At 27.2% G+C, this 22,256-nt stretch carries 21 protein-coding genes; 9 read left to right on the forward strand and 12 right to left on the reverse strand.

Going from position 1 to position 22,256, the window contains the following annotated elements; genetic code table 11:
• Positions 1-7: 7 nt before the first annotated feature.
• The 5 genes from ASKIR_RS04950 to ASKIR_RS04970 all read right to left on the reverse strand — a co-directional run bounded on the left by ASKIR_RS04950 (position 8) and on the right by ASKIR_RS04970 (position 5,185).
• The gene (locus ASKIR_RS04950; RefSeq protein ID WP_066161147.1) at positions 8-307 is read right to left on the reverse strand and encodes a c-type cytochrome; all 300 of its coding nucleotides are present in this window, start codon (positions 305-307) and stop codon (positions 8-10) included.
• Between the two features lie 138 nt (positions 308-445).
• Positions 446-1,963 carry a sensor domain-containing diguanylate cyclase gene (locus tag ASKIR_RS04955; RefSeq protein WP_115588633.1) on the reverse strand — a complete coding sequence of 506 codons (1,518 nt, stop codon included), beginning with the start codon at positions 1,961-1,963 and terminating at the stop codon, positions 446-448.
• Positions 1,964-2,042: 79 nt separating this feature from the next.
• Entirely contained in the window at positions 2,043-3,809 is a 1,767-nt protein-coding gene (locus ASKIR_RS04960) for an ABC transporter ATP-binding protein (protein ID WP_115588634.1), read from the reverse strand.
• Between the two features lie 29 nt (positions 3,810-3,838).
• Positions 3,839-4,432 carry an FAD-dependent oxidoreductase gene (locus ASKIR_RS04965; RefSeq protein WP_066408634.1) on the reverse strand — a complete coding sequence of 198 codons (594 nt, stop codon included), beginning with the start codon at positions 4,430-4,432 and terminating at the stop codon, positions 3,839-3,841.
• Between the two features lie 54 nt (positions 4,433-4,486).
• The gene (locus tag ASKIR_RS04970) at positions 4,487-5,185 is read right to left on the reverse strand and encodes an alpha/beta fold hydrolase (protein WP_115588635.1); all 699 of its coding nucleotides are present in this window, start codon (positions 5,183-5,185) and stop codon (positions 4,487-4,489) included.
• A 140-nt stretch (positions 5,186-5,325) separates the two neighbouring features.
• On the opposite strand from ASKIR_RS04970, the gene ASKIR_RS04975 reads away from it, so the two are divergent.
• Positions 5,326-5,523, forward strand: coding sequence for a YgaP family membrane protein (locus ASKIR_RS04975; protein ID WP_066350687.1), 198 nt, complete (start codon positions 5,326-5,328; stop codon positions 5,521-5,523).
• Between the two features lie 16 nt (positions 5,524-5,539).
• Here ASKIR_RS04975 and ASKIR_RS04980 read toward each other — a convergent pair whose 3' ends face one another.
• Complete coding sequence (locus ASKIR_RS04980) at positions 5,540-6,838, reverse strand: M99 family carboxypeptidase catalytic domain-containing protein (protein WP_115588636.1); 1,299 nt, start codon at positions 6,836-6,838, stop codon at positions 5,540-5,542.
• 160 nt (positions 6,839-6,998) lie between these two features.
• On the opposite strand from ASKIR_RS04980, the gene ASKIR_RS04985 reads away from it, so the two are divergent.
• Positions 6,999-8,699 carry a protein adenylyltransferase SelO gene (locus ASKIR_RS04985; RefSeq protein ID WP_115588637.1) on the forward strand — a complete coding sequence of 567 codons (1,701 nt, stop codon included), beginning with the start codon at positions 6,999-7,001 and terminating at the stop codon, positions 8,697-8,699.
• Between the two features lie 45 nt (positions 8,700-8,744).
• Here the strand turns inward: ASKIR_RS04985 and ASKIR_RS04990 are convergent, their stop codons facing one another.
• The 3 genes from ASKIR_RS04990 to nadB form a co-directional block, all read right to left on the reverse strand.
• The gene (locus ASKIR_RS04990; protein WP_115588638.1) at positions 8,745-9,059 is read right to left on the reverse strand and encodes an HNH endonuclease; all 315 of its coding nucleotides are present in this window, start codon (positions 9,057-9,059) and stop codon (positions 8,745-8,747) included.
• Positions 9,060-9,299: 240 nt separating this feature from the next.
• Entirely contained in the window at positions 9,300-10,835 is a 1,536-nt protein-coding gene (guaA, locus tag ASKIR_RS04995; protein ID WP_066161112.1) for a glutamine-hydrolyzing GMP synthase, read from the reverse strand.
• A gap of 63 nt (positions 10,836-10,898) precedes the next feature.
• Complete coding sequence (nadB, locus tag ASKIR_RS05000) at positions 10,899-12,350, reverse strand: L-aspartate oxidase (protein WP_118868764.1); 1,452 nt, start codon at positions 12,348-12,350, stop codon at positions 10,899-10,901.
• Positions 12,351-12,445: 95 nt separating this feature from the next.
• Between nadB and ASKIR_RS05005 the strand changes: the two genes are divergently transcribed.
• Positions 12,446-12,865, forward strand: a complete 420-nt coding sequence (locus tag ASKIR_RS05005) for a hypothetical protein (RefSeq protein WP_066161105.1) — start codon at positions 12,446-12,448, stop codon at positions 12,863-12,865.
• On the opposite strand, the gene ASKIR_RS05010 is transcribed toward ASKIR_RS05005, so the two are convergent.
• Positions 12,849-13,442 carry a M48 family metallopeptidase gene (locus ASKIR_RS05010; protein ID WP_066161104.1) on the reverse strand — a complete coding sequence of 198 codons (594 nt, stop codon included), beginning with the start codon at positions 13,440-13,442 and terminating at the stop codon, positions 12,849-12,851. The two genes, ASKIR_RS05005 and ASKIR_RS05010, sit on opposite strands and share 17 nt — an antisense overlap.
• Before the next feature lie 80 nt (positions 13,443-13,522).
• Here ASKIR_RS05010 and ASKIR_RS05015 point away from each other — a divergent pair, with 80 nt between their 5' ends.
• Positions 13,523-14,689 carry a pyridoxal phosphate-dependent aminotransferase gene (locus ASKIR_RS05015; RefSeq protein ID WP_125296529.1) on the forward strand — a complete coding sequence of 389 codons (1,167 nt, stop codon included), beginning with the start codon at positions 13,523-13,525 and terminating at the stop codon, positions 14,687-14,689.
• Positions 14,690-14,766: 77 nt separating this feature from the next.
• Positions 14,767-16,386 carry a cation:proton antiporter gene (locus ASKIR_RS05020; RefSeq protein WP_066408658.1) on the forward strand — a complete coding sequence of 540 codons (1,620 nt, stop codon included), beginning with the start codon at positions 14,767-14,769 and terminating at the stop codon, positions 16,384-16,386.
• A gap of 7 nt (positions 16,387-16,393) precedes the next feature.
• Here ASKIR_RS05020 and ASKIR_RS05025 read toward each other — a convergent pair whose 3' ends face one another.
• On the reverse strand, positions 16,394-18,919 hold the full coding sequence (locus ASKIR_RS05025) for a glycosyltransferase family 2 protein (protein ID WP_066408660.1): 2,526 nt from the start codon (positions 18,917-18,919) through the stop codon (positions 16,394-16,396).
• Positions 18,920-18,998: 79 nt separating this feature from the next.
• Here ASKIR_RS05025 and ASKIR_RS05030 point away from each other — a divergent pair, with 79 nt between their 5' ends.
• The 4 genes from ASKIR_RS05030 to ASKIR_RS05045 are packed head-to-tail and all read left to right on the forward strand — an operon-like array spanning position 18,999 to position 20,968.
• The gene (locus ASKIR_RS05030) at positions 18,999-19,400 is read left to right on the forward strand and encodes a disulfide oxidoreductase (protein WP_066408663.1); all 402 of its coding nucleotides are present in this window, start codon (positions 18,999-19,001) and stop codon (positions 19,398-19,400) included.
• 58 nt (positions 19,401-19,458) lie between these two features.
• On the forward strand, positions 19,459-20,112 hold the full coding sequence (locus tag ASKIR_RS05035; protein WP_066161090.1) for a DsbA family protein: 654 nt from the start codon (positions 19,459-19,461) through the stop codon (positions 20,110-20,112).
• On the forward strand, positions 20,112-20,402 hold the full coding sequence (locus ASKIR_RS05040; protein WP_066161084.1) for a hypothetical protein: 291 nt from the start codon (positions 20,112-20,114) through the stop codon (positions 20,400-20,402). Before ASKIR_RS05035 ends, ASKIR_RS05040 begins: the two co-directional genes overlap by 1 nt.
• The gene (locus tag ASKIR_RS05045) at positions 20,399-20,968 is read left to right on the forward strand and encodes a TlpA family protein disulfide reductase (RefSeq protein ID WP_066161081.1); all 570 of its coding nucleotides are present in this window, start codon (positions 20,399-20,401) and stop codon (positions 20,966-20,968) included. Before ASKIR_RS05040 ends, ASKIR_RS05045 begins: the two co-directional genes overlap by 4 nt.
• Positions 20,969-21,077: 109 nt before the next feature.
• On the opposite strand, the gene ASKIR_RS05050 is transcribed toward ASKIR_RS05045, so the two are convergent.
• Entirely contained in the window at positions 21,078-22,238 is a 1,161-nt protein-coding gene (locus ASKIR_RS05050; protein ID WP_066408664.1) for a TsoY family (seleno)protein, read from the reverse strand.
• Between the last annotated feature and the right edge of the window lie 18 nt (positions 22,239-22,256).

Consider the following 22,256-nt stretch of genomic DNA (forward strand, 5'->3'; position numbering starts at 1 on the left):
CCTTTGCCTATTTAATTTGTGAGAAATAGTATGCAAGTTGCTCAAGCTCTTCATTACTAAAACCTTTAGTATGCTTCTGCATCATATAAGTTGTACCATCTACATTTTTACCATTTTTAAAGTTAAGTAGTGTTTTATAAAGATAATCTTTAGTTCCACTAATACTAGGAATTGTAGTAACAGATTTACCATTGTTTCCATGACAATTTACACATGACAATGATAACATTTCAGCTCTAACTGGGTCATATTTTGCTGCAAAAGATAAAGTTGCAGTACAAACCAACAAAAACATTAGTTTTTTCATTTTTCTCTCCTTATTTAATTCGATTGTAAAGACTAATGATAATTTAATAATCTTAATTTTAATTGAAACTATTAAATTAAATCCCACTTATTTAATTATGATTAAATTGCACTGTGTAGAAACTTCTCAAAGCTTTATTTAAATTACAACTTTGTTTCTACCAGTCTGCTTTGCTTTGTAAAGGTTATCATCTGCTCTTTTTAGTAAACTATCTTTTGTATCATCTTTTTTTGGAATTGCAATTCCAAAACTACTTGTAAGTTTCCCTATTTTTGTAAAATTGAAGTTTTCAACAGCAACTCTCATTTTTTCAGCAACAAGAATTAAATTCTCTTTAGAGTTTGATTCTATTATTGCAATAAACTCTTCACCACCCCATCTATATACTAAATCTGTAGTTCTTATTGCTTTTTTTGTAACATCTGAAAACTCTTGTAAAACTATATCTCCAATATCATGCCCATAAGTATCATTTACTTTTTTAAAGAAATCAATATCATACATAATAACGCTATATTCACAAAATCTTTTCTCTTTTATTATCTTGTCTAAATCAACATTAAATTTACTTCTATTAAAAAGTTTTGTAAGAGTATCTGTATATGCTTTTTTGATAAAAATATTCTTCTGTATATAATTCACTCTTAAAATATATAAAATGATAAGCAAAGATAGTATTAAATTTAGAGTTATAAAAAGAGAAAAACCTTCTTGTTTTGTATCATTGATAATACTATTTTTTGAGTAAGATAATACATAAGTATTTATACTTTGATCAAAATCAAATATAGGTAAAAAAGTTACTAAATACCACTCATTTTTAATCTTAAAATCTTCTACAAAAGCTTCAAAGGAATCAAGTTTTTGTGAGAAATTTTCTTTAATTTTTGCATCAATTAAAGAGACTGTTTTTTTATCAATAGCTTCAATTTCGCACTCATTAATCTTCTCTTCATAAAACTTGTCGCTTACAGATGAACCAATATAGTAGTGTTCAGCTATTTGTTTAAAAGCTCTTTTGTTTACATAATCTTTTGAAATAATTAATTTATACTCATAAGGATAAGTTCTATGTAAAAAGTGATGCATAGCACTAAATGAGCTAGAGAGTTCAACTGTTCCATAAAACTCATTATCAATTATAATTGGAAATACATTTCTAAATCCATTTTGAACCTTTCCCTCTTCAAAACCAAATTGTGGTTTTTTTGTCTCATTGGCTTTTTTTACAGTTGCTCTAACCTCTAAAAGATTATCTCCATAATTTTGTGGTGAATGAAATCTTAAAAAACTATTTCCATATTTATCATGAAAATGAAGTTGTCTAAAATCGTGTTGCAATAATCTATTGTATGTAGAGTAAAGATTGTTTAAAAGTTCATTTCTAGTTCTATTTTTAACAGTTTCATTAGCACTATTTAAATTTTTTAATAGATTTTTTATTTTTTCTTGATACAAAATTTCATCAACAATCATATTTGCAAATTTTTGATTAAAATTTAAAATAATATTTAATTCACTACTTAATTTTTCAATTTGAGAGTTTTTGATTTTTTCTATTTTAACTTTATTAAAATGCTCTATTGAAAGGTAGAAAATAGTCTCAATAGCTATTAAAAATAGTATGAAAAAGAGTATAGTTTTTCTTGTTCTCATTAATTTGCCCTAATATAAGAATTTTAAAGTATAGTTAAATAATAATAAAGTTTAGCTTTTTAAAAAAGAGTAAACTTTATTATATTAATTGATTTTTTACAAAATCCAAATAGTGTCCATCTTCTTGCTCTAACTTACTAGCACTTCCACTTTGAACAAGCTCTCCATCATTTAAAACATATATTTTAGAGGCATTTTTAACACTACTTAATCTATGAGCTATTGTTATAACTGTCTTATCTTTTAAAAACTCTTTTAACTCTTTAAATAGATTTGTCTCAGTTTGAACATCAAGTGCTGAAGTTGATTCATCAAAAATTACAACGCTTGGGTTTGCTAAAATCATTCTAGCTATTGATAATCTTTGTCTTTGACCTCCACTTAATCTAACACCCATTTTCCCAACAATTGTATCAAGACCATTTGGCATATTTTTTAAAACATCATCCATTTGAGCAATTTTTAAAGCTTTATAAATATTATTATCATCAATATCTTCACCCATTGTTAGATTAAATCTAAGAGTGTTATTAAATAATATTGGCATTTGAAGAACCAAAAATACGCTATTTCTTAAACTCTTTTTATCTATATCATCAATACTTATATTGTTGTATAAAATATCGCCTGAGCTTTTTTCATAAAATCCAGCAATTAATTGAGATATTGTAGTTTTACCACTACCACTTGCTCCAATAATTGCAATTTTTTCACCAGCTTTTATATCAAAACTTATGTTTGATAGATTATTTTTATCTTTATTATATGAAAAAGATAGATTTTTTAAAGAGATATCAACCCCATTTTTACTATCTAATTTTATATCTCCATCTTTTTCACAAGATAACTCTAAAACACTATTTATTCTTCCTATTGCTGCTTTTGCACTTGCAAGTGAGTATTGAATAGATAAAATCTCTTGAACAGGAGACATAATAAACCAAATATAACCAAACATAGCAAACATTAAACCAATTGATAAATCACTATAAGCTACAAGTAAAAGTCCAGTTGCTCTAAATATTTCAAATGCGAATAGAAATATTGTGTAAGATAGTTTTTCAAAAGCAACACTTTTGTAGCCAAACTCATTTGAAGTTATTTTTATATCATCTGCTTTTTTTATGGACTCTTCAAAAAAATCATTCTCTTTATTACTTGCTTTTATTTGTGAAAATAGATCTAAAGTCTCATTTATATTACTTTGAAAAGACTCTATGGCTTTGTTTTCCTCTTTTTTTAACTCTCCAGTTTTTTTTGCAATTTTTCTAGAAATTATTGCAATAGTTGGTTGTGTAAAAAGAATCATTAAACCTAAAACTAAATCTATATTTATAATTATTAAAGCAACTGCAATTAAAGTTAAAGATGAAGTAATTAGTTTACTTGCAACATTTACAATAAAACTATCTAAAGTATTTACATCTGTAATTAAATTTGCAGCAATCTTTCCACTACCAATTGTTTCATACTCATTTGTTGTAACTTTTTTTAAATGATTTAGAAGTTTTACTCTTATATCAAATATAACAGTTTTTGATATTTTTGTAAAAATTTTACTATTTATTACTCCAAATATAAAGTGTAAAAATCTTAATAATATTACAACAACTGTAACAATTGCTATATAATAAAATGGATCCCCACTTCCAAAAAAGTAGTCTATGTTATTTACAAAAAAACTTGGTTTTTCAAGTAAAACTTCATCAACTAATAAAGGAAGCAATAAAGGAATTGGAACACTTATAAAAATTCCAATTATAGTAAAAAATTGTCCCCAAAGTAGGGCTTTTTTATTTTTTAAAAGTAGTTTAAAAATATATTTTAAAGATATTTTTTCGTTCATAAAATTTAAATAAGAGATAAATCTCTTATTTATGCCTTTACATCGTGAACAACTGCTATTTTTCCACTCCAAAGTTTAAAAATATCACAAGCAACTTTAGCTCCATCTCCACTTGCACATGAAAACATTGTAGGAACACCACTTGCAAGTCCAGCTACATATAGATTTTTAGAGATTAAATTGTTTGAATTTTCCAAATATATATTATTTGGTTTTGGAACAAATATGTTATCTTTTACATTTACATCTTCACACTCTATATCAAATTTATGAAGACCAGTTGCTAATACTACAATTGAAGCTTCATAAGTAGAGTTTTGTGTTGTTATTTTAAAATATTCGCCTAAATTCTCAATTTTAGTAGCTTTTTCATCTTTTAGTTCAACATCTTTATATATCTCTAGCTGTTTTTTCATTTTAAGAAGTAAATCAACACCATTGATTCCACTATCAACTCCAGCAACATTAAAATATTTTCCAACATTTAAATCACTTTTATTATCATCTAAAATTAGATATTTTTTATCTTTTGCCCAATCAAATTTATCATTTGCACTTCCTAAAGTCAAAGCACAAGCAAAGCCAGCAGCTCCAGCTCCAATAATTACTACATCATATCTCATAATATTTTCCTTTCATTTAAAAATTTTTCGTAGTTTAACAAAACAGATATAAACTTACTCTTTTATCCACTCTTTTACACTAGAAGCAAAAAGCTCTGGAAACTCCAAAGGAATATTATGGCTAGTTCCATCTCTTTTTATTAATTTAATATTATGTTTTTGATTATGTAGTTTATCTAAAGCCTCCAAATCCAAAAGTCTATCATTTGAGCTATAAAGCATGTGCATAGGGATAGTTTTATCTTTTAATTTATCAAATAGATCAACTCTATTAAATGTACTTTTTAGTTGAGTTAAAAAAGTATCTCTTCCTAAATCATTAAACATATCAACCATAGTTTGAGCCAAAGATAAATCACTTTGATTTTGCTCTTCTAAAAGCATTATTGCTTTTTCAAGCTCCAAGCCAAATTCACTACTATTTTCAAAATCTACTAACTTTTTTTCTCTTCTTTCAAGCTCAACTTTAGATGTAGTTCCAGGTGTTGCTGCAACTGTAAATAATCTTTTAACTCTTTGTGGATATTTACAAGTAAAATATGATGCGATATATCCTCCTAGTGAAAATCCTAAGATATTTATCTTATCTTCTTTAAACTCTTTGTTTAAAATATCAACAATCTCATCAAAATCTGTTGAACTTGGAATAGGTATATGAATAATTTCAAAATCATCTTTTAAAAGTGGTAATGCTTTGCTCCAAAGTCTAATATCTGTCATAAGACCTGGTATAAAATATATTTTTTCTTTCATATTATCTCTTTGTATAGTTTCTTTGCATTTTAAGTAAAATTGGCTTAATCTATAAATAATATTATAAATAGATAAGTTTAACTTATTTATTTGTAATTAAGTTATCTTATATATAATTTCAAAAAACTTAAGGAGTTTAAATGAATATTTTTGAAAAAATAAGAGCTTTTTGTAGACCATTTAGAATAGTTTTAGGACTTGTTTTAATTGCAATTGGTATTTATACAGGGATTGTTTGGTTTTATTTAGGAGTTATTCCATTGATTGTAGGACTTATGGATATTTGTCCTGTTTGTATGATTAGTAAAAAGTGTACGCCAAAAACAAAAAAAGATTAAGAGATTTTCTCTTAATCTAATCTATAAATTTAACTACAATCATACCTTCAAATTTCTCATTATTATAAAATTCAACTCTATATTGATTTAAAGATCTATCAATTGAGAAGCTATTTACCATATCTTTTTTTGTTAAAGTGATATTGTCTTCACTATCAACACCATCTTTACTAAATCCAATAACATTTACTCTAAGCGGTGTAGTTAGAACTTTGAAGCTATTTTTTACTTCAATAATATTTGCAAATGATGTATCTATAATTTGTCCATCTACTTCAAATTTTATATCGTGAATATTTTTCTCAATTTCAAAATATTGAGGAACAAGTGAAGTTATAAGTCTGTTTCCAATAAAAATTCTATATGAACCATTTTGAAATTTAGCTTCACCAATTGGGTGTTCAAAATTAAAGATATTTTCACCTTTATTTAGAGGAACATATCTTAAAATAGATCTTATATTATTCAAATCTAGTTTTATATTATCATTTATAGTAACTGTTTTAAACTCATTTAAAAGTTTCTCTACCTCTTTTAGATTATTTAAATCAAAGTCTCTAGTAAACTCAATATTCATTATCTTCATAAACTCTTCAATTGATTTTAGTTGATAAATAACTTTATGAGCTAAATCTGTAATATTTTTGCTTGTTTCAATTGCAAAAGCTGGTTTATTGTTTGTAACTGCAAAAAAAGTTAAAGATAGTTGTTGTTGCTCATCTTTATACTTTGTTTCAGTATTTTTTACACCAAAATAGTGGTAATCTTTAAAAAGCATATCACTATTTAAATTATCTCTTACAGTTGTAGCTATCTCATCAAGATTTCCAAATTTTTCCAATGAGTCAATCATTTTTTGGTCAATTATTGTTGCTTGTCCCCAAGCTCTTGGATTAAATATAGCATTTTCATAAGTTTGTCTATAAAATCCATGTCCATCGTGTAGATTTAAGATTAAATCAACTTTTGGATTTAAAATTAGCTCTTTAATTTTATTTACATTTACATAATCAGGGTCATTTTTTGAAATAGTACTAAATTTTCTATTCATATCATTGTAAACACCTCTTCTATTTGCAACCATACTATCTATATTTACACTTGGTGCAATCCAAACACTCCCTTTTGTAATATTATAGTGTTGCTCTAAAAATGCTGGAGCAAAATAACCACCTGGTTCATCTCCGTGTATTCCACCAATTATTAAAAGAGTATTTTCATTTTCATCTAAAGAGCCTTTTTTATATAGAGTAAACTCTTTATTGGCTGCAAAGATATTTGTAAGTAAAAATATAATTAGAAAAAGAGATTTCATATCTATCCTATGTTTAAAAATTAATAAAAAATGGCTTGTATAATAGCTAAAGCATATTTAGATAAGGATTAAAATTATATTTTAAGAAATAATAAATTTTTAAAATAATATTTTTTATTGTATGATAAATTTTTAAAATAATATAATATGGATGAAAATAATGAAAAATAGAATTAAAAAATATATAGAATCGTTTGAAGAACTTTTAGAATTAAGAAACTACTCATTTGTAAACAATTTAAATCCTGATCCAGAGGTAAATTTAAACAAAGATAATAAATTTGCTAGAGAGGTTTTTAGTGGACACTATGTAGAGGTTGAACCAACAGCTATAAAAGAGCCAATTTATGTAGTTCATAGTAAAAACTTTTTTGAAGAGTTGGGTTTTAGTGAAGAGTTATTAAAAGAAGATGAGTTTATAAAACTATTTTCAGGAGATATCTCAAATGTTTCAAGAAAAAATGATATAAAATCTTGGGCAACTGGATATGCTTTATCTATTTATGGAACTGAGTATTATGCACAATGCCCTTTTCAAACTGGAAATGGCTACGGAGATGGTAGGGCAATCTCTGTTTTGGAAGCTGTGATAAATGGTAAAAGATGGGAATTTCAACTAAAAGGTGGTGGAAAAACTCCATATTGTAGAGGTGCAGATGGAAGGGCAGTTTTAAGATCAAGTGTTAGAGAGTTTTTGGCTCAAGAGCATATGCACTCACTTGGAATTCCTACTTCAAGGTCTTTAACTTTGTTTACTTCTAAAAAAGAGCAGGTAACTAGACCTTGGTTCAATGAGAATTCTTACTCAAAAGACCCTGAAGTTATGATAGAAGAAGATGTTGCGATTACTACTAGAGTTGCATCTTCATTTTTAAGAGTAGGTCAAATAGAACTTTTTGGAAGACGAACTAGAAAAAATGAACATAAAGATGCTTTAAAAGAGTTAGAGATGATTGTTTTACACTTAATTGATAGAGAATATAGTGAAGAAATTAAAGAAGATTTGAGTCTGGAAGAAAAAGTGCTTTTACTAGCACAAAGTTTTCAAGATAGACTTACTTCTTTAGTAGCAAACTGGATCAAAGTTGGGTACTGTCAAGGAAATTTCAATAGTGATAACTGCGCAGCTGGTGGTTTTACTCTTGATTATGGACCATTTGGATTTATTGAGATGTTTGAGCCAAAATATCAATCTTGGACTGGTGGTGGAATGCACTTTTCATTTTTTAATCAGCCAAGAGCTGCACAAAAAAACTTCAAATCATTTTGTAGTGCTTTAAAACCACTGCTTAGTTCAAATAAAGAGGCTTTTGAAAAGCTTGAAAATATAGAGAATAGTTTTGCAAATGTTATGCAAGAGAAGATGCAAAATATGTGGGCTAGTAAATTGGGCTTAGAAAAGTTTGATTATGAGTTGTTTGATGAGCTTATAAATCTTATGATAGATACAAAAGTTGACTACACAATATTTTTTAGAGAGTTATCAAATATTGTAGATGATATTTCAAATATAGAAAAAAGCTTTTATGTAAATTTAGAAAATGATATTTTAAAACAAAGATGGAATAGTTGGTTTGAAAACTGGAAAGTAAAAATAAATGTAAATGATGAAGAGTCAAAACAAAAATTATCAAAGCAAATGAAACTAATAAATCCAAAATATACTCTAAGAGAGTGGCATCTTGTTTGGGCATATAAAGAGGCAGAAAAAGGAAATTATAAACCAATAAAAGAGCTACAAGAGATAATGACAAATCCATATAGTGAGCAAACAAAAGAGATAGAAGAGAAGTACTATACTAAAAAACCCTCAGATTTTTTTGGAATAGCTGGAATATCGCATGTGAGTTGTTCGTCGTAAAATAGATTAAATCATAAAAATATAGAGGCAATAAAATACTTATTTTTATTCTCCATTTTTGATAGCATTTTTTATAACTTGAGCTACAGTTTCAAAATTAATATTTTTTTCTTTACAATATTTGGATTGGAGCCAAATTGAAAGTTGTTTTTGTTCTTTACTGGCATTGCAACTACAACAACATAAAGCAATATTTTTTCTAGTTATAATTTTTGCATCATTAATTATATGTTCCCAGCTTGCAGCTGTTTTTTTAGATATTTTGGCTGAAGTAAAATTTACACCACAATAAATACAAACTTTATCTCGTTCTCTAATCTCTTTTTCTAGATTTAAAGGAATATTCCAATTATTAGCCATTTAAAGTTTCTCCATTTTAGAAAATAAAAGTTTTAATTATAGTTTAATTTATATAAAGTTTGATGTAGATTTTACCAAAGTTTGGCAAAGGTGTATTTATATTTTCATTTCAAATAGAGATTTAGATTTTTGTTTCAGACAAAGAGTTAAAAAATTAGCAAGGAAGTTTACTTTTGTAAACGACCGAAGCTAATTTTTTTAAAACGATGAAGTATCAAGCAAAAAGATACATCTCTATTTTTATTCCCACTCGATAGTTGCTGGAGGTTTTGATGAAATATCATAAACTACTCTGTTTATTCCATGTACTTCATTTATAATTCTTCTACTAATTGTCTCTAAAATTTCGTGAGGAATATGAGAGAATGTTGCAGTCATACCATCTGTTGCATCAACAATTCTTACACAAACAGTGTTGTCATAAGTTCTATTATCACCCATAACACCAACAGATTTTACATTTAATAAAACTGTAAATGCTTGCCAAGTTTTTTCATAGTATCCAGTTGAGTGTAGAACATCTAGTAAGATAACATCTGCCTTTCTTAATAAATCTAAGTCAGGTTTATTTACATCTCCCATAACTCTAATAGCAAGTCCAGGTCCAGGGAATGGGTGTCTATTTATCATCATTTTAGGAAGCCCAAGCTCAAGTCCAAGCTCTCTTACTTCATCTTTAAAGATTTCTCTTAAAGGCTCAACAAGTTCAAATTTCATCCAATCAGGAAGTCCACCAACATTGTGGTGCGATTTTATAGTTTTTGAAGGACCTTTAACTGAAACAGATTCAATAACATCTGTATATAAAGTTCCTTGAGCTAAGAATTCAACGCCTTGGTGTTTTTTTGCCTCTTTATCAAATACTTCAATAAATGTTTCACCAATAATTTTTCTTTTTGTTTCAGGGTCAGTCACACCTGCAAGTTTTGTTAAAAATTGCTCACTTGCATCAACAGTTATTAAATCAATACCTCGACCTTTAAATATAGTTTCAACTTGTTCTCTTTCGTTTGCTCTTAAAAGTCCATTATCAACAAATACAGGAATTACTTGATTTCCAATTGCTTCAAATAGAAGAGTCGCCACAACAGAGCTATCAACTCCACCACTTACAGCACAAAGAACTTTTTTATTTCCAACTTGAGCTTTTATTTTAGCAATTTGCTCTTTTGCAAAACTTCCCATATTCCAAGTGCTTTCACAACCACAAATATATTTTGCAAAGTTTTTAAGTAGTTTACTACCACATTCTGAGTGATAAACTTCAGGATGGAATTGGAATGCATAAATATTTCTATTTGTGTCAGCAATTGCTGCAAATGGAGAGTTTTCACTAATTGCAATTTTTTCAAATCCAGTTGGAATTGATTCAACTTTATCTCCATGGCTCATCCAAACAATTTGCTCATTTGGAGTATCTGTAAATATTGGATTTTCACCAATTAATTCTAATTTTGCTTTTCCATACTCTTGACTATTTGCTCTTACAACACTTCCACCAAAATATTGAGTGATAAGTTGCATACCGTAGCAAATTCCTAAAATTGGAAGTCCTAAATCAAATATTGTTGAATCAGGATGATAAGCATCAGCTGCATATACAGAAGCTGGTCCTCCTGAAAGAATTAATCCTTTTGGCGTTCTTGCCATAATATCTTCTATTGCCTCATTGTAAGGAACTATTTCAGAGTAAACTCCGTTTTCTCTTAATTTTCTAGCAATAATTTGTGTGTATTGGCTACCAAAATCTAATACTACTATTGGTACATGTTTCATCTATATTCAGCCTTTCTTTTTGTACTTTATTTTTTTAAAGCCATTATTTTACCTAAACTCTATTTAATCTTCTTTTATAAAATGAGCACCTAATGATTTTTCCATATTTAAAGCTTGACTTAAGACCTCTTTGGCACAAAGAAGTCTAAGATGAAGCATTCTTCCAATATCCTCTTTTAAATACTCATCAACTTTTTCTAAAGCTTTTTTTAACTCAGATTTCTCTCTAATAATTCCAGCACTATCCCACATTATTCTTCTTAAAGAGTCTTTTATATTTTTATCAATTGGTTTTGTTTTTGTGTATAAAATCTCTTTTTGTGTGTAATTTTTTAAATCTATTTTAAAATCATCTTTTAATGATGTTTTAACTGCAATTTTTGAGAAGACTAAACCTTCTAATAAAGAGTTTGATGCTAATCTATTTGCTCCATGAAGTCCAAAACAAGATACCTCTCCAACTGCATAAAGATTTTTACAGTTTAAAACTTTTGCATTTAAATCAACCTCTATTCCACCCATTGAGTAGTGAAAAGCTGGGCTAATTGGAACTTTTTCAAAAGGTAGTTCATATCCCAAATCTTTTAAATTTGCATATATATTTGGAAATCTTTGTTTAAATGCTTTTTTCTCAAAATTTTCAAAGCTTAAATAAATTTGTTGTTTCGTTTTTTTATGATAATCATAAATAGATCTACTAACTACATCTCTTGGAGCTAATTCTGCATCTTTGTGATAATCAAACAAAAATCTTCTATTGTTCTCATCTACTATAAATGCTCCTTCTCCTCTTAAAGCTTCAGATAATAAAGGTTTTCTTGCAAAAGTTGTACCTTTTAAAACTGTTGGATGAAATTGAGTAAATTGCATATCTTTTAATTTAAGATTTTTTAAGACAGCAAGTCCTTGTATCTCTCCACTATCAGCAGTTGAGTTTGTGTGATATTTATAAATAGAACCAAATCCGCCACTTGCTAAAATTGTATTGTGAGCATAAACTGTTTTTTGAACACCATCTTTTGTAAAAAATGAAACTCCATAACAAACACCATCTTGAAGCAAAATATCACAAACAGTAGATTCAGAGATTAGTTGTGATGAGATATGTTTTAATAAAAAAAGATGAAGTTCTCTACCTGTTGCATCACCATTTGAGTGCAAAATTCTATTTGTACTATGAGCAGCCTCTTTTGTATAACACAGATTTCCATCTTTATCTTTATCAAACTGCATTCCACTTTTAATAAGTTCATCAATTACTAATAAAGAGTTTTCACTTAGAGTTTTTACAGCCTCATAGTTATTATAAAAAGCACCAGCTTCTAAAGTATCTTTTATATGAAGCTCTACATCATCTTCGTTTTTTGCTGCTGCAATTCCACCTTGTGCCCAAAATGTATTTGAGTTCCAAGGAAGCATTTTTGCAAGAATTAAGACCTTTTTATCTTTTGGTAAAAGTCTAGCAGCATTTAAACCAGCAACTCCAGAACCAACAATTATATAATCATAAATCATTGGTTTTGAGTTTTTTCAGCAGGAGCTGAATATCTAGGGTCTGCTTTATAGCCACAACCACTTAAACTAAATAAAAAACTAGCTATAATTAAGCCATGAAAAATATTAATCAAATTCTTAGTCATATTGCACTTGATCCTAACTTTAATAAAGTAAATACCTTTTTAGATATAAAAAGATTTGTAAATATACTACCTTTAAAATTAAAAAGTGGCATAAAATTTGTATATGTTAAGAATCAAACTATGCATTTTGTACTAACTCATCAACTTTACAAAGTGGAATTTGAGCACAATAAAGCAACTTTAAAAGCTCTTTTAAAGATGGTAAATTTTGAAAATATTACAAATTTCTCTTTTTTTGTATCAAATGTAGTTGAAAAAAAAGAGCAAAATTTTGAACAAAATAGCCCAAAATATAAAGAAAAAAGTTATGCAATCTTTGAAAATAGGGCAAAGAGTGAAAATATTTATAAAAAATTTGAAGAGATAAGATCAATTATAAAAGAGTCTTAAAAAACTTCTCTATTTTTTTATAATTTGGAGAGAATTTCTCTACTAAAAAGTAGAAATCTTTTGAGTGATTTTTGTGTTGAATATGTGCTAATTCGTGAATTACAATATATTCAATTATAAAAATAGGGTACTTTGCCAATAAAATATTAAAATTTAATTCATTTTTAAAGTTGCAAGAACCCCAAGTTCTTCTATTTTTTCTATATGATATTTTTGTTGGATATAGTTGCATTAAATTTGAATACTTTTCAACTAAAGAAGGAATAATTTTTTGAATCTCTTCTTTATAAAATTTATCTAAATCTTTTATTTGAAAATCACTTAATAATTTTTTTTCTCCAAAATATAAAAACTCATTTTCTTTTAATTTTTTACTATTTTGTTTTTGAATATTTTCAATTAGCCAATCTTTTTTTCTATATATTAAATCTTTTGCATCTAAAATTGTAAAATATCTATTTGCTCTAATTTGAATTAAATTATTGCTTAAAACTCTTAAATAGCAATGTTTTATATTTTTTTTGTTTTGTAGTTCTACATCAACTAATAAATTGTTTAGTTCTATTTTAAAATTCAAAGAGAGCCTTTAAGTAAATTTTGATAATATTCGCAAATTTATAGTATATCTATAATGAGATAAATTTTAAGGATACTATCGTGAAAATAGCAAGTAGAATGGATAAGTTAGCTCCTTCTGTTACTTTGGCAATTACAGCTTTGGCAAATGAATTAAAAGCACAAGGAAAAGATATATTAAGTTTTAGTGCAGGAGAACCAGATTTTGATACTCCAGCAATTGTAAAAAATGCCGCAATTAAAGCTATCAATGATGGTAAGACGAAATATACAGCAGTTGAAGGAATAAAAGAGCTAAAACAAGCTATTGCTTCTAAGCTAAAAAGAGATCATAATTTAGATTATAGTATTGATAAAATCGTTGTAAGTAATGGTGCAAAACACTCTTTATTTAATTTAGCACAAGCATTAATTGATGATGGTGATGAAGTTATAATTCCAAGTCCATATTGGGTTACTTATCCAGAACTTGTTGTTTATAGTGGTGGAGTTCCTGTATTTATCGAAACAGATGAATCAACTGAATTTAAAATTACACCAGAGCAATTAAAAAAAGCAATTACTAAAAAAACAAAAATTTTAATGCTAAACTCTCCATCAAATCCAACAGGAGCAATCTACTCAAAAGATGAATTATTGGCTCTTGGAGAAGTTTTAAAAGGTAGTGATATTATTGTTATTTCTGATGAAATGTATGAAAAGCTAAGTTATAAAGGTAAAAAATTCACTGCAACTGCAGAGGTTAGTGAAGATTTATATAATAGAACTATAACTGTAAATGGACTTAGTAAATCAGTTGCTATGACTGGATGGAGATTTGGGTATTTAGCTGTTCCTGATGTAAAAGTTGCAAAAGCTATTACAAAACTTCAAGGACAAGCTACTTCAAATATAAACTCAATTACTCAATATGCAGCAATTCCTGCACTTTTAGGTGAAGCTGACAAAGATATTGAGATGATGAGAGTAGAGTTTGAAAAGAGAAAAGATTTTGCAGTTAAAGCTATTAATAGTATAAAAAATCTATCTTGTTATGATCCTGATGGCGCTTTTTATCTATTTATAAATATTAAAGAGTTCTCAAATGACTCTATGAAATTTTGTTCTGATTTACTTGAAAGTAAAGGTGTGGCTTTGGTTCCAGGACTTGCATTTGGAATGGAAGGTTATGCTAGATTATCTTTTGCTACAAGTATGAAAGCTTTAGAAGATGGAATAAATAGAATTAAAGAGTTTGTTCAAAAATAGACTTCTTATATAAAAATAGAAGATATTAATATCTTCTATTTTTTAATAAATAAAATCTCAAAAATTTAAGTGACATTATGGAACATTTTTTAATTACCCTTTTCTTTACTATTTTTATAGCAACTACTTTAAATATTATTTTTAAAAGATTTGGGATCTCTCATATTATTGGTTATATTGTAACAGGTGTTATTATAGGCTATGCTTTCCATTTTAATGGAGTTGATGTTAAAAATTTAGAGACTATTGGTGAGTTTGGAATTGTATTTTTAATGTTTACAATAGGTCTTGAGATGAGTCTTAGTAAAATTAAAAGAATGAAAGATATTCTTTTGATAAATGGATTTTTGCAAGTTGTAATAAGCACTATATTAATTTACATAATAGCTTATTTTATTTTTGAGTTATCAATTGAGATAGCTTTAATTGTATCTTTGGCTTTCTCTTTATCTTCAACTGCAATTGTTTTACCATATTTAAAATCCTCAAAAGATATCTATACACCTTATGGAGAAAAATCAACTGCTATTTTAATTTTTCAAGATTTAGCAGTTATTCCAATATTACTTTTAATATCATTTTTAACAAATGACAATTTGTCTATTCAAGAGGTTCTTTTAAAAACTGTAATATCTGCACTTATAATAACAGTTTTAATGTTTTTTGTAGGAAAGCATCTTATAACTTGGCTTTTAAAATTTGCATCAGATAGTAGAATTGATGAGATATTTATAGGAGCAGTTTTATCAATAGTTGTAGGTGCTTCTTTACTTGCAGAATATTTAGGTTTTACATACTCACTTGGAGCTTTTTTGGCTGGAGTTATTATTGCTGATACAAAATTTAATATAAAAGTTGAATCAGATATATCAAATTTTAAAGATCTGTTATTAGGAACATTTTTCTTTGCTGTTGGAACAAAAATAGATATTGTATATTTTTTAGAGAATATTCATATAGTTTTAGGAATTTTTCTTTTAGTTATGATTATAAAAGCTTTAGTTGTATATCTAATTATTAGAAGAAACTCAGATGCAGATACATCTATTAAAACAGCTATTGCTCTTTGTCAAATTGGTGAGTTCTCTTTTGTTATTTTGACTTTAGCTTCAAACAAAAATATAATAGATGAAAATACAGCTAGTTTTTTAATGTTGGTTTCAATTATTTCAATAATATTAACACCATTTTTACTAAATAAAATATCTCAAATATCAACTCTGTTTGCAAAAAATTTAAGAGTTGATGATATTAAAGTTGATGAAGAAAATCATATTATAGTTTGTGGATTCTCTATTTTAGGAAGAGTTGTTGCAAGAGATTTAAGTGAAAAAGATGTGCCTTTTATTATAGTTTCAAATGACTTTAGACATATTCAATTTGCATTAAGAATGGGTTATAGAGCATATCTTGGGGATTTGCAAAAATCTTCAATTTTAGAGGCTTTAAAAGTTGAAAAAAGTTCAAGTATTGTTTTAACAAATACTGATATAAAAAATAAGATTTTAATTTGTGATGAGATACTCAAATTTTATCCTGAAGCAAATATTATTATAAGTTATGAGTCTATGGATGAAAAAAGATTATTAAGAGATTTAAATATCAAAAAATTTGTTCATATCCACGAAGAGGTTGGAAAGTTACTTGTAGAAGATGCAATTACCTATTCAAGAACTAAACAAGAGCAAAAGAGCTAAAAAGCTCTTAAACTTTTTGATTTTTTAAAGAGTACAACTCCAATATTCTCATAATAATTGCACTAATATAAGGGATTGCTTGAATAAAAATAGTAGTTGCAAATACATAAATCTCTATTATTCCACTTTTGTTTGTGTATATTAAAGAGACAAAAGCAGTTAAAAGTAAAATTGCAAAAATCATCTCATATTTAATTGGACTTGAGCCTTTTTTGGCTTTTCCACCTTTTTGGGTTCTTTTAAAAGGAAGACCATCTTTTATGAATCCATCAAAGACAGCTTTAAATATTATTAACTGTAAACTCATAGATGCAATTGAGCTTAAAACTATCTGTTTAAAACTTGCTTTTACTTTTGATCTATAAAGAATAAAAGTATGCAAAACATTTACCAAAAATGCTGTAATAATTGGAATTGTAAGTGGAATTGTAGGAATTGTAACACCAACAAAAATAATAACTGGAACCCAAATAATATTCATAACAGCCATTACAGGACCCAATGCATCACTTAACCAAAAAAACCAACCAGTTATAAACTTATTTTTTTGATTAGGAGTTAATTTTTTAGAGCTTGGTTTAAACTCTTTGTAGTGTTTTTTAAGAATTTGAATTGCTCCATAAGCCCATCTATGCCTTTGAGTTTTAAATGCTTCAACACTATCAGGAAGCAAACCATATCCATATCTTCTATTTGTATAGTGAGCACTATAACCAGCTTCAAAAAGTCTAAGTCCTAACTCACTATCTTCAACAATAGTATCAGTTCCCCAACCACCAACTTCCATCATGGAACTAAGTCTTACCATTACCATTGTTCCGTGAACAACTATTGCATTCTCTTCATTTCTATCAACCATTCCAATATCAAAGAAACCTGCATACTCTGCATTCATAGCCTCTTTTATAATAGATTCATTACCATCTCTATGATCTTGAGGAGCTTGAACAATTGCAACTTTTGGATCATCAAAAAGTGGGATTAAATCCATAAGCCAATTTGATTTTACTTTGTAATCAGCATCAATAACAGCAACGATTTCTGCATTTTTATCTGTATATTCAAGTGCTTTATTTAATGCTCCTGCTTTAAATCCTGTACAAGTAATATCCAAATACTTAAACTTATCTCCAAGTTTCTCACAAAGCTCTTTTATTGGCTCTTTGTAATACTCTTCAGGTGTATTATTTATAATAACCAAAACCTCAAAATTTGGATAAGTAAGTTTTGATAAACTCTCTAAAGTTTCAGCTAAAACATGAGGCTCCTCTTTGTATGCTGGAACATGAATTGAAACAAGTGGTATATTTTTTGATTTTAAATCAAGAGGAATAAGTCTAGTTGGAGCAACTCCAATAGAGCTTCTAAAAAGCTCATTTGCTTTTGCTAAAGTAATAATTACCAAAGGAATCATAAGTAAACTTCCCATTGCCCACATAACCCACATTCCAAAATTCATATAGTTTAAAAGTGGATAAAAAATTGCCAAAACAATACCAAATGCCATACCAAAAGATGTTATTGTATATGCAAAAATATGACTTAAATTTCTTTTTTGATTTCTAAGTCCTAAAAAACTCAATATTATTCCTAAAAATATTGCAGTAGCTATTTGGTAATCAAAATATTTATTTGCTTCAAAATCTCCATAAAGAGTAAATTTTGCTTCTCTGTTTGTATTAAATAATCCCCAATATTGACCAACATTTCCCTCATCATAACCTTTCCAAGGTTGGTCAAATGCTTCAATTATATTATATGTGTATCCATTTTTTTTAGCTAAATTTAAAAATCCTCTAATAGCTCTTGCTTGATTTTTTACACTTGGAATTGCACTATTGTTGTTGTAACCAAGGCTTGGCCAACCAGTCTCTCCAATAGTTATTTTTTTATCTGGAAATAGTTTTTTGATTAAAGAGTATTTCTCCTCTACAAAGCTATTATATTTTTTAATTGGAATTTTTTCCCAATATGGCAAAATATGAATCATAATAAAATCAACATTTGAAGCAAGTTCAGGGTTTTTTTCCCAAATATCCCAAGTCTCTGCAATAGTAACAGGTTTTGAAGTAAGCTCTTTTATTAAATTTACATAAGTAAAAAGTTCAATAGGCTCCAACTCTTTTCTTAATAAAACCTCATTTCCAACAATAACAGAATCAATTTTATCTGAATAGTTCTCTAAAAGATTACTTGCAGTTATAATCTCTATATTATTATCCTCTTTATTCTCTCCTAACCAAAGTCCTAAATCTATCTTTAGATTAGTTCCTTCTATTGCTTCAAGAATTTTTTGTGCCTCTTTAGTTCCATAAGTTCTAATCTTATATGTGTAATTTTTTAAAATATCAATATCTCTTTTTATATCCTCATCACTAAGAAGTTCTCTATTGAAACCTTTAAAAGGGGAGTATGAAACAGATTGTATTTTGTCAAATGAGTTGTCGTTTAGTTTTATATAATTGCTACTTGTAAGCCAATAAAATAGTAAGAATAGTCCAGTTAAACTTAGTGCAAAAAAAATGTATCTCAAAAAAGCTCCTTAAAATAAAGCTCTGATTTTATCAAGAATTAGTTACAATAAATCTTAATAATTTTTTAAAGGATTAAATTTGAACTATATTTTTATCGCTTTTTTAACTTCATTGATAGCTACATTAGGAAGCTTATTTTTCTCAGAAGTTATGAATTTTGTGCCTTGTAGTTTGTGTTGGTATCAAAGAATTTTTATGTATCCACTTGTTTTTATATTTTTAGCTAATCTTTTGTATCCAGATAAGAGTGTTTTAAAATATAGCTTACCATTGGTTATTGTTGGATTAGGAATATCTATTTATCACAATTTGTTAATTTTAAAGATAATTCCAGAGACTCTATCTCCTTGTGTTCAAGGTGTTCCTTGCAGTGTTGATTATTTAAATTGGTTTGGATTTATAACAATTCCATCTCTATCTTTTATAGCTTTTTTAACAATTTTTATAGCTTTAATAGCTTATAAAAAGAGAGTTTCTTAATCGTTTGTTATCTTTTGTAAGTTAGAGTTCTAAAAATTTTTTAAGAGGATAGAGATATATGCAAAACAAAAAATTGGTTTTAAGCACTTTAGTTGCTGTAATAGCTTTTTTTGTTGGTTTTTCATTTTTTTATAAAAATGATTCAAAATCTACACAAAATATTGCTGTTGAGAATATAAATGAGTTACTTGTGAGAGATTACTCTTATAAAATGGGAGACAACTCAAAAAACATAAGTGTTGTTGAGTTTTTAGATCCAGAGTGTGAATCTTGTGCTATTTATTCAACTGTGGTTAAAAGATTGTATAAAGAGTATTATGGTGATATTCAAATAGTTGTAAAATATTTAGATAATCATAAAAACTCAAGATTTACAATCCAAATACTTGAGGCTGCTAGAGTTCAAGGAAAATATGAAGAGGTTCTTGATATGATGTTTGAAAAACACTCTTTATGGGCATCTCACTATGCAAGTGTTGATAAACCTGAACTTTTATGGCAATTTTTAAAAGAGATCTCTGATCTTGATATTGAAAAATTAAAAGAGGATATGAAAAATCCTAAAATTGATGAGATAATTAAACAAGATAGAGAAGATGCAAATGCTTTAGGTGTAAGAGGAACTCCAACAATTTTTGTAAATGGAAAGCAACTTCAAGAACTATCTCAAAAAGCTCTTTTTGATTTAGTTGAAAAAGAGATATATAAATAATGGATTATTTGTTATTAACTATTTTAACTATTATTTTGATTGTACTTTTTATCTATTTTACAAATAAAAATGTGATAAAAAAGACACAAAGTAAATTAGATGTTATAAATCGATATAAAATCTCTCTTTTAAAAATTTTAGAAGAGAATAAAGATGATAAAGATTTACAAATTAGTCAAAAAATAGAGTTTTTAAAAAAGGTAAATGATGAGCTTTCAAGAAATATATTTTTTGAAAAGCATGAAATTAAAACTATATTAGAAGAGTTTTCAAAAATGGAGTATAAATGAAAAAATTATTATTTGTTATTTTAGCTGTTTTCTCACTGTTGTTTGTAGCTTGTGATAGTAGTTCATCTATTAGCTCAAATGCTGTTTCAAAAACAAAAATAAATGAAGAGGTTCCAAAATTTGAGCCAGAATCATTTACACTAATCTCAACAGATGAACAACTTATAACTTTTACAAGTACAGAAGTTGGAATTGATTTTGATCAATTTAAAGATAAAAAAGCTGTTATTATTGATATCTTTGCAACTTGGTGTCCACCTTGTATAGAGTCACTTCCAGATCTTCATGATATACAAAATAGATACAAAGATGATATGCAAATTGTATCTGTTTTGTTTCAAGATGATATATCTTCACAAAATCTAAAAGCTTTTATAAAAGAGCATGGAATTAACTATCCAATTACAGTTGAAGGTGATAATCAAAAACTTGCAGACAATTTAAATGTAAGAAGAGTTCCTGAGATGTTTTTATTCTCAAAAAGTGGTAAGTTTGTACATAAATTTGTAGGAAAAGTTAAAAAAGAAGAGCTTGAAAAATATCTAAAAATTGCTATTGAGAATTAAACTCTCAATAGCTTAAATTTTTTAATAACTTAAATTTTGAAAATCTTTATTTAAAAGTCTATAAAGCACTTAAACTTAATAAAATTTTTTTCATATTTTTTCCTTTATTTTAAAATGAGAATTTTTTGTATAGTCTAAAAAATAGAACTATAGTTTTTATTTGAACATATATAAATGGAACCATAAGTAAATAGTAAACAATCGAATACTTTGTAATAATGTCATTGTAAGTAAGACCTAAATTTATAAAAAACATTCCAAATACAAAAAATGCAACACCTGGACAAATTAGTGCAAAAGATAGTGCAGATTTTTCATTTGATTTTATAAACTTTTCAAAATATCCAAGCTTTTTCATAATAACCAAACCTAAAATCCCAAATACTATTTGTAAAGATAGTATTGTTGAAGTTAAAACAAATAGTGATGATTTATCGCTTATTGCATTTAAATTGTGTTCAAGTCCAAAATTTAATCTTATAAATGTAATTCCAAGAAGTGTTAAGATTGGAATCATAATCCATAAAGATGGAGCTGTTTCAACTGTAACACCATGTTCAAACATATTTTTAAAACCTAAGATTATTTTTATAAATATCAACATAATTGCAAGCGAAGAGAAAAGTATTGCTCCAAATATTCCAACTGCATTTACAGCAATATTTGAACTCATAGCACCAGGTGCTGCAAAACCAACTGCTACCATTGCAAGTGCAAAAATAGATATCATTTGTGTTAGGTTATTATTTTTTGTAAAATCAAAATCACCATTAATAATCAATCTTGAAAAATAGTCAAAAAATATTTTTAGAGCAAAATATCCATTAATAGCAAATCCAATAAGTGCAAATGGAAACAGATACTCAACAAAACTCCATAAGTTTGGTACAAAAACAGCACCTAAAACAAAACCAACATTTATACTCATTGTATATGTTAATGGCAGTGCCATAATGCTAATTTGACCATTTGATTTAATCAAAGCTTTGTAAGCATCACTTTTTTTATATAGTAGATATTGTTTTGTATTCCAATAAAGAAGTTTAAAGTGAAGAATTGCAAATGCAATTATAAATACAAGAGCAAATGAAGATATAAAGCTTATAGAATCACCTTTTTCTAAAGCTTCCATAATATATTCAAAAGTTGCCATTGGAGTTGTTGGATGTGGAACTAAAAACATTAGGTACATAAAAAATGATACACTAAGTCCTCCAGCACCCAAAGCACTCAAAAAGCAAGTAGGTGAAAATTTCTCTCTTAATGTCATATAAAAATCCTTTCATAA

The organism is Aliarcobacter skirrowii CCUG 10374 (genome assembly GCF_003544835.1).
GTDB classification, from domain to species: Bacteria; Campylobacterota; Campylobacteria; order Campylobacterales; family Arcobacteraceae; genus Aliarcobacter; species Aliarcobacter skirrowii.